Genomic DNA, 12903 nt, shown 5'->3' with positions numbered 1-12903 from the left:
AAAATGCAAAAAAACGCATTATACATTTTATTGGCTGATGATGATGAAGATGATCGTCTTTTTTTTAAGGATGCTTTTGAAGAAATAAAAATTCAGACAAAAGTAGACTTTGTTCATGACGGAATGCAATTAATGGAGCATTTGATGGATCCAAATGCGAAATTACCCGATATATTGTTTCTGGATTTGAATATGCCTAAAAAAACAGGTAAAGAATGTTTGATCGAAATTAAAAAAACGGAACACCTTAAAAATATTATTATTGCCATTTATTCTACTTCATCATCAGAAGAGGATATTGAGGATACTTTTATTCAGGGTGCCAATATTTATATCAAAAAACCAAGCGATTTTAACACGCTTAAAAAAATAATTAATGAAGTCGTTACAGTAAACTGGCACTACCATACCTCTGGGTTAAACCGTGATAATTTCCTGCTTCGATTAAAATAATAGCATACCAATGAAATGGATACCAAATTTTAATTCTTCAAACTCATTGAGAGTTATTTTTGTAATCGCGGTTTTCATTCTGTTATTTCTTTCATCTATTGCTTACAAACACAATAAGGATTTAGACGAATCCAGCAAAGTTGTAATGCATACGTACGAAATAAACATTCAATTAGAGCGATTAATGTCGGCGATTAAGGATGCTGAAACAGGGCAGCGTGGTTATATAATTACACGAAATGCACGATTTTTGACGCCTTATATTTATTCGCGTGATAAAGTAAACACTTCATTTATTACCTTAAAAAAACTTACTACGGACAATCCGAAACAGCAAAAAAATCTTGAAAAATTATTTAAGCTAATTATTCAGCGTTTTGTTTCTTTTGAAAATTGTCTAAAATACAGCGATCCTAAAACATATGATAAGCGAAAACTCGACAATCATATGTTTGGTGGTCGAATCCTGATGGAAAACATTCGTTTTCAGGTGGACGAAATGAACGATATCGAGAAAAATTATCTGGCAAAAAGACTTAAGATTTATGCTGCAGAAATTTCCTTGAGTCCCCTATTTTCTATTTCCCTGTTTTTGGTTGCGTTACTTTTTATTCTGTTGGCTTACAGACAAATTAGCCGTGATTTTGAACGTTTGAAAATCTACAATAAAAAACTTTTGATTTCGAGCGGACTAATGGCTGAATCTGAAAGCATTGGTAAATTCAGCACCTGGCAATGGGATTTAGATTCTGACAAAATCGATTATTCAGACAATCAATATCGTTTACTGGGTTATGAGCCAAATGCGTTTGTGCCTGTAAAAGAAACTTTTCTTGAGTTTGTACATCCTGATGACAAAGAAAAGGTAGCGAAATCTATGGAAAACATTGTCGAGAAAAAACAACTACCATTTGTTTACTATAAAATTACACGTCCGGATTATGAAATAAGATATTTTAAATCTACCGGAAAACTTTTGACGGATCAACAAGGAAGCAAAATTTTACTTGGAATTAATTTTGATATTACCGATGAACATTTACTGAACATCGAACTTCAGGAACGTAACAGAGAATTAGAAAAAAGCAATAAAGAACTGGCGTCATTTAATCATGTTGCAAGTCATGATTTGCAGGAACCTCTTAGAAAAATACAAACTTTTGTATCCCGAATTTCTGAAGCCGATAAAGCGGTTTTATCTGAAAGTGCCAAAGCTTATATTTCTAAAATAGAAGTTTCGGCAAAAAGGATGCGTGTTTTAATAGACGACTTACTTTTATTCTCGAGAACGAATACAACCAAAAAAGAGTTTATAAAACTAAGCTTAAATGAACTTCTTGAAAATGCCGAATCTGAACTGGCTGAAATCATCGAAGAAAAGAAAGCTGTTATTACAGTTTCTAAATTGCCTAAGCTGGCGGTTATTCCGTACCAAATCGAACAGCTTTTTATAAACCTGATTGGAAATTCCTTAAAATACAGTCAACCGGATACGGTACCTGAAATTAAGATTGAAAGTGAAAAAGTAAACTCGGCAGATTATCCGGATTTATTAGAGCCCAATGTAAAGAAATTTCATAAAATTACCTTTACTGATAACGGAATGGGGTTTGATCCTCAGTTCAAGGAAACCATATTTGTTTTGTTTCAGCGTTTGCACTCTAAAACAGATTATCCCGGAACCGGAATTGGCCTGGCGATTTGCAAAAAAATCGTAGACAATCACAAAGGTCATATTATAGCCGATAGTACACCTAATAAAGGTTCGGTTTTTACAGTGTTTCTTCCGGAGTAGTTTTTTTTAGTTTACAGTTTACTGTCGCAGTTTACAGTTTAAAAAAAAATTGCAGTCACAGCTTACAGTCACAATTTTAAACTGATTACTGACACTGATTACTGACACTGATTACTGAGACTAAATACTGATCACTGAGGCTGATTACTGAGACTGAAAACTCCCCAAAAAAAAATCTGTAAGAAAAAGAATTTTACTTTATTATAAAAAAATATAAAAGGAAGCCATCAGTCGAACTGATGGTTTCCTTTTTTTATGGACAAATTTTTCTTCAATAATTACCTGTAAAACAAAGAACTGAAAGCGCAAATAATCTCATTATGGGAATTATATAAACATTCGTTTTTATGCTGTAAAGCAAAACGTTTGATTCGTTAGCATCTTTGTAATGTAATACTTTATGAAGTAATAATGAAAGCAGCGCCCCAATTGAAAGCGATATTTTTTAGATTTTTTTTATTGATAATTTTAGTTTGTATTTCATCATGCAAGAAAACCAATCCAATAGAAAATTCATTAAAAAGTGAAGCTTTTGTAAAAACGGAAAAAGAAGAAATCGAAGCTTTCTTTTTTATTGCAACAGCAAATGTGACTAAATCAATTATTTCAAAAAGCCAAATTGCACAACAAAAAAGTTCAGATTTTGCGATACAGGATTTAAGTCGAAAAACAGAGATCGAACAAACAGAATTGTTACAGGAAGTTTCAAAATTAGCCAATAAAAAGCTCATTATTATTACTGAAATAAATGCAACACACAAAAGAGATTTATACGATTTGATCGATTCTAACATTACAAGTTTTAACAAAATTTATTTGACTTCTATGGCTGAATCTTTAAAAGAACAAATTAATCTGTTTGAATCAATTTCGAAAGAGACGAACGACAAGGAAATACTAAAAATTGTATTGCACTATTTACCTGAACAATATCAGATCTTACGCGAAATGCAAAGGATCAACAACGAGATTATTTAAATGCCTATATATCTATTATTAACTAAATTATTTTAACTATGAAAATGCAATCAAATTTTTTATGCGCCTTAACACTTTTTTTAACAGCTTCATTTGGAATGCTACACGCTCAGGACAATAATGTAAACACAGAATTTGGTATAAAGGGAGGATTCAATATGTCGAACCTATATCAAAGCAATGCTGATGACAATAATGTATTATACGGATTTAACGCCGGGGTTTATGCAACATTACCTATTTCTGATTATATCGCCATTCAACCAGAGATTTTGTTCACTACAAAGGGTGCAAAATTAGAATATGACAGTGCTTTACTTTCTGGAGACGCAAAATTCAAACTTAATTATATCGAAGTTCCTTTATTAGTAAGAGTAAATATTACTAAAAACTTTAATATTCATGCCGGTGGTTATGCTTCATATTTAGTAAGTTCTAAAGTAACTGGTAGCGGAGATGTTAGTTTTGAACAAGACATTGACAGAGATGACCTCAACAAGTTTGATGCTGGTATTGCAGCAGGTGTTGGAGTAGATTTTGACCCAATCAGTATTGGTGTACGTTACAACTACGGATTAACAAATGTTGGTAAAGAAAGAACTGATGCAATAACAGGAACAACTTATACATTTCCGGATGCAAAAAACAGCAACCTGACTGTATACTTATCATACAAGTTAAACTAGAAAACAATTATTAACCCCTTAATATAAAAACCATGTCTAATTTATTATATACAATCGCAGTAATTCTGGTTATTCTTTGGGCTCTTGGGTTCTTTGTTTATAGCTTAGGAAGTATCATTCATATATTATTAGTCATTGCCATTATCGCAATACTATTCAGACTTATCAAAGGTCGTGAAGTTTAAAAAAAATCAACATTATAAATAATAATTATATTAATCACTAAATCAAATATTATGAAAGCAAGTAACACAATTTTAGGAATTTTAGGAGCTGCAGCTGCAGGAGCGTTTTTAGGTGTATTATTCGCACCGGACAAAGGATCAAACACTAGAAAAAAAATCAAAGATAAATCGAAAGATTACGGAGATGATTTAAAATCAAAACTTGACGGTATCGTTAGTACTCTTTCTTCAAATGGTAAAGAAATCATCGAAGAAGGAAAAGCAAAATTCAACCAGGCAAAAGAAGATTTTAATGCTGTCAAAGATGAAGCAAAAAATGTAAAAACGAACTACTAAGAAGTGAAATTTTTAAATCATAAATACCCTCTATCATGGAATCAGATGCAACAACAAACGAGAACTTAAATCTTTATGAAAAAGCAGAAAACTATACCAAAACGAGTTTAGAGTTAATTAAACTCAAAACGGTATCAGCCACAGCAGATGTCTTATCAACATTAACATCAAGAATAGCAGTTGGCGCTGTTGTTGCATTTTTTACCTTGTTCCTGAACATTGGGATTAGTTTATGGCTTGGAAAAGTACTTGGAGAGTATTATTACGGTTTTTTTGCCGTGGCATTATTTTACCTCATTGTTGCCATTGTCATGCACAAGGCGCAGCATAAGCTTATTAAAACTCCTATTGGAAACATGATTGTTTCCAGTATTCTTAAAGAAACTAAAAAAGACATTAAATCTGATTCAAATTAATCGAAAAACTAAAAAAGACTGTTATGGAAACTATTTATACACTTGATTCATTAGATCAGAAGATACGTTTATTAGAAGATCGACAGGACGCCGAGTGGTGCGCCATTAAGGATGAAATCGATGAAATTAAGCACAACTTAAAACCTCTTAACCTCATCAGGAATACCGTTGAAGAAATCAACGAAACAGTAGGTTTCAAAAGCAATCTGGCACAATCTGCCATAAGCATCGGGATAGGTTACCTCGCAAAAAGATTTGTTGTAGGTAAAAGCACTTCGATGTTCAAAGGCATTTTTGGATCGCTATTGCAACTTGTCGTTACTAATTTAGTTTCTAAACCACATCATGAATCCCCAAACGAGGAATCATCACAAAAAGAATAATCAAAAGAGTAATTGTCTAACTAAAAATTATATATTATGGAAAAGCTTAGCGAAATAGTATTAAAAAATGGTGTGTACATGTACTCAAATCTATATAAATGTTTTGAATATACGAGAGTATTTCTAGGTATCTAACTTGCTTTATACGTTTTATAAACAAACGGTTAAACAGTTAATATCCTTCACTATATATTTTTTTATTAAGGTTCAAAGGTACTAAGTTACAAAGGCGCAAAGGTTTCTTTGCAAGTCTAAAATAAGACTTATTACTGAACCAAAAAAGAGACTATTTCATATCTGAGATAGTCTCTTTTTCTTTAGAAGTGCAAAGGAACTAAGGTTCAAAGCGACAAAGGTTTCTTTGTAATCGTATAATAAGACTTCACTTCTTTTTCTCTATGGTTTTTTCGTTGATGAATATCTAAGTAAAAAAGATAACAAAAATCAAATCATTCGAACAAAAAAACAGCCTGTTTCACACAAGTGAAACAGGCTGTTTTTATAATTTAAAGAACTCCTAAAAGACACATTTGCTTTGCCTCCCTAAAACCTTTGAACCTTTGAACCTTCTTTAGAAAACTTCCGAAGCTTCTTTCAATTTCTCCATATTGTTTACCAATTGTAACTCGGCAACAATTTTCTGAATGTCACCATTCATAATATTTCCTAAATCGTATAATGTCAAACCAACTCTGTGATCTGTCACACGACCTTGTGCGTAGTTGTAAGTACGAATCTTAGCAGATCTGTCTCCAGAACTTACCTGAGATGTACGTTTTGTAGCATCTTCGGCCTCTTTCTTCGCCAATTCTTGTTCGTATAAACGAGAACGTAAAACCGTTAAGGCTTTATCTTTGTTTTTATGCTGTGATTTCTGATCCTGACACTGCGCCACTAATCCCGTAGGAATGTGCGTTAAACGTACCGCAGATTTCGTAGTATTTACAGATTGTCCGCCAGGTCCTGATGAACAGAAGAAATCAACACGAACATCGTTCATATCAATTTGTACATCAAACTCTTCCGCTTCCGGCAAAACCATTACCGTTGCTGCAGATGTATGCACACGACCCTGAGTTTCTGTCTGAGGAACACGTTGTACACGGTGTACTCCGGCTTCAAACTTCAAAGTTCCGTAAACATCCTCTCCGGATACCTCAAAAATAACCTCTTTGAAACCTCCAGAAGTTCCTTCGTTCATATCAACCACAGATGTTCTCCATCCTTGGTTCTCGCAATACTTTGTATACATTCTAAATAAATCTCCTGCAAAGATACTCGCTTCATCCCCACCCGTTCCGGCACGAATCTCGACCATCACGTTTTTAGCATCTTCTGGATCTTTAGGGATCAACATAAACTTGATTTCTTCCTCAAGTTCTGGCAATCTTTGTTTTGCTTCATCTAGTTGCATTTTGGCCATTTCGGTCATATCTGCATCACTTCCATCCGCAATAATTTCGTTTGCCTCATCTATATTAGCCATCAAAAGCACATATTCATCACGCTTTTCAGCCAATGCTTTCAGGTTTTTGTACTCTTGATTCAATTGCACATAACGTTTCTGATCAGAAATAACATCCGGCTGGATAATTAAGTCTGAAATCTCGTCGAAACGTTGTTTTACTATTTGAAGTCTATCTAACATTTTCTAATTCCTTTTATTGGAGTGCAAATTTACGAAATTTTTGTTTAAAATTCTATTATTGATTTATTGTGTTTTTTGAGGGGGAAATTTAGTGGGATTGTGATTGTTTTTAGGAGCCTGTTTCCTGCTATCCGTTACAATCTTTTGTTCCGAACCCCGGCACAAAAGGATTTTCACTTCTATCAGGGCTAGGGGTTTTATATCCTTTTCAGTGGTTTTAGAAATGAAGATTACAAAGTAGTTTTAGGATCAATTCTATTTTTAGCATTAAGTATATTCCTCCACATTCTTAAACTTCGCACGGTTAATGAAATTATTGTTGTAGAAGATGGTTTACAAAAAACAACTTTAGTTTCAGGTAAGGTAGAATTTATTCCTTTTTCGTCAATTGTAAGTATTCAAACAGAACGCATTCAAGGATTTTATAGTGAGTTAGGACAAATTACTATAGGTTATTTTGAAAGTACAGTTCTTCTTGAAAATGGTACACAATTATTTATTAACCCAGACTATGACAATCATCTGGAGATTGTTGTCGCAGTTAGGCATAATATTTAAAAAATGAAAACTCATTTTATAGACTCGTTGACTAATGAAAATTTTAAGGAAATCCAGCCGCAGTCTGTTTCCACCCGATTACGAAGTATTGCTGCTTAAAATCGTAATCATATCTGTAAATTCGAAAAAGCTAGATTCCTATTGTCGCTATTTTAAATTTGAATAACTTCACAAAATACAAAAAGTCTTAAATTTAAAGTTCGAACAGCATTTAGAAACAGTTTATGAAAAACAATTTTACATTGGGAATAATAGTCTTTTTAATAGGTATTATGACTAGCTGCAAAAGCGAAAATCAGGATTTTAAATTGTATTTCTGCGAATTTGATCAGTTTCAATATAACGACTCCCTCAACTACAGCAAATGGATTGATAACAAAGAAGATGCCCTGAAGACAAAACTTAATTTTGGTTCAGCACTCGACAAAAGAAATCTGGATAGTTTATACAAAGAAACTGCACAGTTTTTATTTATAGTTGGCGGCGGCGGAATCTACGTAGATATAGGTGATTGCACACCGAAAATTAAAAATGATACCTTACTTATAAAATACAAAGTAGATTTTACTACTGGTGCTGTAGGCGAAGCGGCTGCAACTTTTGCTTGTTTAGAAATCAACAAACAAAAATATCCAAACTACAAAAACATGAAAGTAATATATGTAAATCAGGATTTATAAAATGAAAATTATTCTGGAAAGAAATTTAGATTTCAAACAATTTCAAAATTTAATTGCTTTGACTTTTATCACGGGAATGATGTTTTTGGGAATGGTTAACTCGGTTGATTTTAAATCTTATTATAGTTTTGAGATCGTTTTATTTTTTTTGACTATAATCTTCATTTCGATCTTATTTACCAAGAAAGGTTTATTTATAGAAAACCATAAACTTTATAATGTAGTTTTTTTATTTGGATTCAAGCTTCGAAAAACCCTTATCGAGATCTCAGATTTTCAACAACTTTTTGTGACCCAAGGAAAGCTTTCAACTAATTATGCGTATACTTACAACATAAAAGCATTACGTAATTGGGAGCCGGATTTAAACTATTCGATACGTTGTTTTAATATATTTACGGCTGACGAAAATAAAACTAATAAAAAAAAGATTTTGACTTTGACTAAACCTGAAAAAGTAAAATTGGCAATTGATTTTATCGTTAAAAACACAAAACTAAATTATTGGCAAAACCATACTATTACTGCAACTATTACCTCCTGCTCTACGAAGTGTTTCTTCTTAAAAATCATAATCACACCTGTAGAGTCTAAAAAGCTGACATTCCTAATTGGCGCAAGCCTTATGACAACCTAAAAAAAAATACATTGGCAGAAACATATTTGACATCAATAAAGAAAAAGAATAATTGGACATATTATGTTTTAGGGATTTTAGCCTTTTTATCTCTAGCCATATTCTGTTTTACTAAATATACGCCCGAAAATCATTCAAGAAACATCTGCCTTATTTTATCCATCATATTTATAATTATCTCTTTAATTTGTAGTTATAATCTAATTTCAATAAAATCCTTTTGTATTGCAAACAACAATTTAACTGTTACGTTATATGGAAAAGTAATAAAAAATTATAATCTGAATGATGTCGAAAGTTGCACCCAAAAACAACATAAAGGAAGATATGAAAAATGGGAAACCTTAACATTGTATATTAAAACTGGTGAAAAAATAAAAATTTCAAGCAGTATTTATGATAATTATTTCGAACTAAAAAATGAACTTACAAGAAACAAAGTTCGAAATTTCAAGATCGAAGAATTAACGGAACAAAAATTCGGTTTAAAAGTAGCTTTGTTCTTATTACTAATAGGGTTTTTATTCCTTTTCGGTGCTTACAATTCATCACAAGTTAAAGATATCAACGTCCAAGATATTATTGTTTTTGGTGATAAAACTTCAGAACATATTCAATACATTAAAAATAAAAATAGCTATATCAAGATTAATGTAGAAAACTACCCTAATTTAAACTTCATAATAAATGGCAACGAGATAAATGCTACTTCTAGAAACGATTTAATGGATAAGATAAAAGTAGGAGATTCTATATTTATTGGAATTAATAAATCCGAATATAAACGAAAATTAATTAAAGTAGACTCCTTATCATTTGCTGACAAATATTTTTTTAATGAAAACATTAACATTGTTAGTTTAAAATCATCAAAAAAAGATTACTTAAAATTATCGGATGTAAATACTATTCAATCAGATCGTAAATATTGGAACTTTGTTATATTTGGCTTTTTCGGACTAATAATGATTCTGGCAGGAATATTTGGAATACAAAAATCAATAGAAAATCAGGATTTGTAATTAACATCACCAAAATTCCAAAATAAACGAACTAAAAACATCATGAAAAAACTATACTTTAACCTTTTATTACTAACGCTTTTTCCGTTGCATTCCTTTTGCCAACAAAACCTAGTTAATTCTTCTTCGATTAAGGAAGAGATAATAGATCACGAAGACGGAAAAATTGAAGACGGCAAGTACAAATGCAACTTATTCGATTGGCAAATTGAAATTCCCGAAGGCTTTATAATAACATCAAAAGAAAGAGCAAAAGAATTAGAAGACAAAGGTTACGAAGCTATGAAGGAACATGCCACAGAAGGAAAAAATATTACCCGAACTAGTACAACTTTAATCGGTTTTGAAAAAGACAAATTCAATATTTTCAGCGCCAACTACGAGTCTTTAATCGGTAAAAAAAAGATGACGTTTGATGAATACAAAGCTTTTATGCTTAAATTACTGGATGAAACCTATTCTGGTAAAGGAATAAAATATGACATTGCAAAAAGTGATTTAAAACTAGGTAAATATGACTTTAATAAAATTTTAGTTCATCTGTATCATCCTAAAACTGACGTACTAATTTTAACTCAGGAATTTTACAGTTCTTATATAAACAACCATTTGTATACGGCTGGTATCAACTATCAAAGCGAAGATTTAGGTTATATTCTAAGCTACAATTTTATTAAATCTTTTAAATCAGTGCAATAGTCATTCTTGGGTAAAAAACTCCCCGCTCTGCGATCGCCGTGGCGAAGTCTCCCGACTTCATGCCCACTTCAATAAACCACAAAGAAATAAAATCATATTATTGCAATAAACTTTAGGCAAAATAAAAAAAGCTACCAGAAAATAATTCCGGTAGCTTTTATAAAATAATGAAATCTTTGAACACGCTTTTACAACTTTGCGTTCTTCGATAAGATATAATCGTTGTATTAAAGAGAACTTATATAAGTAGCACTTGTATCTTTATTTGGTTTCCAATTAGCATTTGAATACTCTACATCATCTACTATTATTTTAAGAGTAGGCGCGTTATCTAATAAATTAATTCCATTAATTTTTTTGTTATTACCATTTTTTAAATTTAATATAGTTAATAGATTGTTATTACAAGCAAAATAATTTCCCTCTACCGCCGCAACAAGCGGATTTTTAGAAAGATCTAAAGAAATCAATTTATTATAAGGACAATGAAAATTGGTTAGTTTTGGATTGTTGCTCAAATCCAAACCAGAAATAAGATTGTTTGGACAATATAATGTTACAAGGTTGACATTTTTACTAACATTTAATGTCGTTATTTTGTTTCCACTACATGTAATCATAAATAAAAGTGGGTTCGCACTCAAATCTAAGGTTGTTAGATTATTGCCATCACAAGATAGATTTTTTAGAGCTGCATTTTTAGAAAGGTCTAGCGTAGTTAGATTGTTGTTCTCTGTCCATAAGACTTCTAAAGCAGTATTTTTAGAAACATCTAACGCATTCAATTTACCACCTTCGCTAAATAGCTTTAATAGTGCTGTATTTTTAGATAAATCTATAGTAGTAATATTACCACTGAAACTTAATTCTTTTAATAAAGTATTCTTAGAGAGATCTAAAGTAGTTAGCGGATTTTTGCTACATTGTAATGTAGTCAAAGCAGTAAGATTTGAAAGATCTAAATTGGCGATTAAATTATCACTAATTTTTAATATTTCTAAAGCGGTATTTTTAGAAATATTTATTGTCGTTATTTTGTTGTATGAAACATTTATTTCTTTTAAGGCAAGATTTTTAGAAAGGTCTAATGATGTTAATCTTATATTAGAAGTAGTGTATAAGTTTGAATAAAAGAAACTTTCTAAAGCTTTAAAATCCTGAATCCCTGTGAGATCTGCAATGCCTGAATCATTTATATTCAACTCTTTAACCTTACTAATTTTATAAGTTGGTATACTTCCGTCAACAGGGGCAACATCATACCCATATTTAATTAATACTTCTTCAAATTTAGCATCTGGTATTAGGGTCTTTAGGGAAGGATCACCTCCCATAATTACCGATACATTTATTGTCTGTCCGGCTAGTACAACAGCTGGAGTAGTTTGACTAATATACAAAGGAAAGGAACTTACCAAACTAATGGTTCCTGCTGGTATGTTGCTAAATGTAAAATTACCATCAGCTCCAACAGTAGCACTTTTATCTTCCTGACCTGTTTGTTTTAAAATTACAGTTACGCCTACAAGATAATCACCATTTTCTACTGTAGTTATATTTCCTTTTACTGTACCAGGAGATGGTTTTATTACATCTGGAGCGTCATCTTTACTGCATGAAGTAGTTAAAGCAAATAGTGATAGAAATAAGAACAGGATCTTGCTTAATTTTTCAAATTTAAAAAATTCAATTGTGTAATGTTTTGTCATAGGTTTTGAGGTTAATTAGTTCGCATTTTTGCTAATTTCAAAACTAGGGTAATTAATAGACATTTTTTTACGGCTTCACGTAATGAACTTAAATTCAAACCAATTACTTTTGATAAAACCTTTTGATTCTTTTTTTTAACCAACAAAAAACCAAACTAATGAGACTATTACTAACAACCTTATTTTTAATTTTCAATCTAACAATATTCGCACAATCGAACAATTTCGCTGGCAATTATACGCGTTCACTAGACGAAGAAGGAAAACATATCATAGAATATAAACTGACCTTAAATCAGGACGGAACATTCGAATTTCATTCGTATTCGAAAATGCAGGGCGGAACTCCACCGGAAGTCAATAAATACGGAAAGGGAAAATGGAGTGCAAAAGATAATATGATTACTTTTTCTTCTAACAAAAATGAAGATTTTGATGAAAAATATACGCTGGATTTTAATAAATCAATGGCAAGATTCATAACCAAAAATCCAAGAGACAAAAGTGACAAAATAGTAAAAACAAAACTTCAGTTTTTAGAATCAGGAATTGACTGGATGGAAAGAATCGATGTTTTTAAAGTATAAATAATTCAATTTGTCATCAGTAAAAAAAAGCCACAAGAAAAACTTTTTGTGGCTTTTTTATAACAGGAAAAAATCAATCTTTGTGTAAACGGGAGACTTTGTTTTGCATACATATAAATTAACAATAATTT

15 protein-coding genes are annotated in these 12903 nt (G+C 31.5%); 13 read left to right on the top strand and 2 right to left on the bottom strand.

Annotation, left to right across the window (positions count from 1 at the left end):
• The first annotated feature begins 3 nt into the window (after nt 1–3).
• From QLQ94_RS11920 to QLQ94_RS11885, 8 genes are all read left to right on the top strand, one after another.
• Nucleotides 4–453, top strand: a complete 450-nt coding sequence (locus tag QLQ94_RS11920; protein WP_271335850.1) for a response regulator — start codon at nt 4–6, stop codon at nt 451–453.
• Between the two features lie 10 nt (nt 454–463).
• The gene (locus tag QLQ94_RS11915; RefSeq protein WP_271335849.1) at nt 464–2248 is read left to right on the top strand and encodes a sensor histidine kinase; all 1785 of its coding nucleotides are present in this window, start codon (nt 464–466) and stop codon (nt 2246–2248) included.
• Nucleotides 2249–2659: 411 nt separating this feature from the next.
• The gene (locus tag QLQ94_RS11910) at nt 2660–3226 is read left to right on the top strand and encodes a DUF4142 domain-containing protein (RefSeq protein ID WP_271335848.1); all 567 of its coding nucleotides are present in this window, start codon (nt 2660–2662) and stop codon (nt 3224–3226) included.
• Nucleotides 3227–3264: 38 nt separating this feature from the next.
• The gene (locus QLQ94_RS11905) at nt 3265–3912 is read left to right on the top strand and encodes a porin family protein (protein ID WP_271335847.1); all 648 of its coding nucleotides are present in this window, start codon (nt 3265–3267) and stop codon (nt 3910–3912) included.
• Nucleotides 3913–3944: 32 nt separating this feature from the next.
• Complete coding sequence (locus QLQ94_RS11900; RefSeq protein WP_109746162.1) at nt 3945–4097, top strand: lmo0937 family membrane protein; 153 nt, start codon at nt 3945–3947, stop codon at nt 4095–4097.
• 51 nt (nt 4098–4148) lie between these two features.
• Nucleotides 4149–4433, top strand: a complete 285-nt coding sequence (locus QLQ94_RS11895) for a YtxH domain-containing protein (protein WP_271335846.1) — start codon at nt 4149–4151, stop codon at nt 4431–4433.
• Between the two features lie 35 nt (nt 4434–4468).
• On the top strand, nt 4469–4849 hold the full coding sequence (locus QLQ94_RS11890) for a hypothetical protein (RefSeq protein WP_271335845.1): 381 nt from the start codon (nt 4469–4471) through the stop codon (nt 4847–4849).
• Nucleotides 4850–4872: 23 nt separating this feature from the next.
• Nucleotides 4873–5232 (top strand): hypothetical protein, encoded by a 360-nt coding sequence (locus tag QLQ94_RS11885; protein ID WP_271335844.1) that lies wholly within the window; start codon nt 4873–4875, stop codon nt 5230–5232.
• Nucleotides 5233–5803: 571 nt separating this feature from the next.
• On the opposite strand, the gene prfA is transcribed toward QLQ94_RS11885, so the two are convergent.
• Nucleotides 5804–6880 (bottom strand): peptide chain release factor 1, encoded by a 1077-nt coding sequence (gene prfA, locus QLQ94_RS11880; RefSeq protein ID WP_271335843.1) that lies wholly within the window; start codon nt 6878–6880, stop codon nt 5804–5806.
• Nucleotides 6881–7662: 782 nt separating this feature from the next.
• On the opposite strand from prfA, the gene QLQ94_RS11875 reads away from it, so the two are divergent.
• From QLQ94_RS11875 to QLQ94_RS11860, 4 genes are read left to right on the top strand one after another with little or no spacing between them, the layout of a single operon-like run.
• Entirely contained in the window at nt 7663–8118 is a 456-nt protein-coding gene (locus tag QLQ94_RS11875; RefSeq protein WP_482499860.1) for a hypothetical protein, read from the top strand.
• 1 nt (nt 8119) lies between these two features.
• The gene (locus tag QLQ94_RS11870) at nt 8120–8755 is read left to right on the top strand and encodes a hypothetical protein (protein ID WP_482499858.1); all 636 of its coding nucleotides are present in this window, start codon (nt 8120–8122) and stop codon (nt 8753–8755) included.
• A gap of 11 nt (nt 8756–8766) precedes the next feature.
• Nucleotides 8767–9777, top strand: a complete 1011-nt coding sequence (locus QLQ94_RS11865; RefSeq protein ID WP_482499856.1) for a hypothetical protein — start codon at nt 8767–8769, stop codon at nt 9775–9777.
• Between the two features lie 42 nt (nt 9778–9819).
• Nucleotides 9820–10476 carry a hypothetical protein gene (locus QLQ94_RS11860; RefSeq protein WP_482499854.1) on the top strand — a complete coding sequence of 219 codons (657 nt, stop codon included), beginning with the start codon at nt 9820–9822 and terminating at the stop codon, nt 10474–10476.
• A 227-nt stretch (nt 10477–10703) separates the two neighbouring features.
• On the opposite strand, the gene QLQ94_RS11855 is transcribed toward QLQ94_RS11860, so the two are convergent.
• Nucleotides 10704–12185 (bottom strand): carboxypeptidase regulatory-like domain-containing protein, encoded by a 1482-nt coding sequence (locus QLQ94_RS11855; protein ID WP_482499853.1) that lies wholly within the window; start codon nt 12183–12185, stop codon nt 10704–10706.
• A 158-nt stretch (nt 12186–12343) separates the two neighbouring features.
• On the opposite strand from QLQ94_RS11855, the gene QLQ94_RS11850 reads away from it, so the two are divergent.
• Complete coding sequence (locus QLQ94_RS11850; RefSeq protein WP_271335837.1) at nt 12344–12772, top strand: copper resistance protein NlpE N-terminal domain-containing protein; 429 nt, start codon at nt 12344–12346, stop codon at nt 12770–12772.
• The last annotated feature ends 131 nt before the right edge of the window (nt 12773–12903 follow it).

Source organism: Flavobacterium sp. B114r, from assembly GCF_056824125.1.
The sequence above is the reverse complement of the archived record's forward strand: the minus strand, read 5'-3'. Positions and strand labels throughout refer to the sequence as shown.

Coding starts and splice junctions, on each gene's coding strand:
- QLQ94_RS11920 (WP_271335850.1), top strand. CDS start 4: ATGCAAAAAAACGCATTATACATTTTATTGGCTGATGATGATGAAGAT.
- QLQ94_RS11915 (WP_271335849.1), top strand. CDS start 464: ATGAAATGGATACCAAATTTTAATTCTTCAAACTCATTGAGAGTTATT.
- QLQ94_RS11910 (WP_271335848.1), top strand. CDS start 2,660: ATGAAAGCAGCGCCCCAATTGAAAGCGATATTTTTTAGATTTTTTTTA.
- QLQ94_RS11905 (WP_271335847.1), top strand. CDS start 3,265: ATGAAAATGCAATCAAATTTTTTATGCGCCTTAACACTTTTTTTAACA.
- QLQ94_RS11900 (WP_109746162.1), top strand. CDS start 3,945: ATGTCTAATTTATTATATACAATCGCAGTAATTCTGGTTATTCTTTGG.
- QLQ94_RS11895 (WP_271335846.1), top strand. CDS start 4,149: ATGAAAGCAAGTAACACAATTTTAGGAATTTTAGGAGCTGCAGCTGCA.
- QLQ94_RS11890 (WP_271335845.1), top strand. CDS start 4,469: ATGGAATCAGATGCAACAACAAACGAGAACTTAAATCTTTATGAAAAA.
- QLQ94_RS11885 (WP_271335844.1), top strand. CDS start 4,873: ATGGAAACTATTTATACACTTGATTCATTAGATCAGAAGATACGTTTA.
- prfA (WP_271335843.1), bottom strand. CDS start 6,880: ATGTTAGATAGACTTCAAATAGTAAAACAACGTTTCGACGAGATTTCA.
- QLQ94_RS11875 (WP_482499860.1), top strand. CDS start 7,663: ATGAAAAACAATTTTACATTGGGAATAATAGTCTTTTTAATAGGTATT.
- QLQ94_RS11870 (WP_482499858.1), top strand. CDS start 8,120: ATGAAAATTATTCTGGAAAGAAATTTAGATTTCAAACAATTTCAAAAT.
- QLQ94_RS11860 (WP_482499854.1), top strand. CDS start 9,820: ATGAAAAAACTATACTTTAACCTTTTATTACTAACGCTTTTTCCGTTG.
- QLQ94_RS11855 (WP_482499853.1), bottom strand. CDS start 12,185: ATGACAAAACATTACACAATTGAATTTTTTAAATTTGAAAAATTAAGC.
- QLQ94_RS11850 (WP_271335837.1), top strand. CDS start 12,344: ATGAGACTATTACTAACAACCTTATTTTTAATTTTCAATCTAACAATA.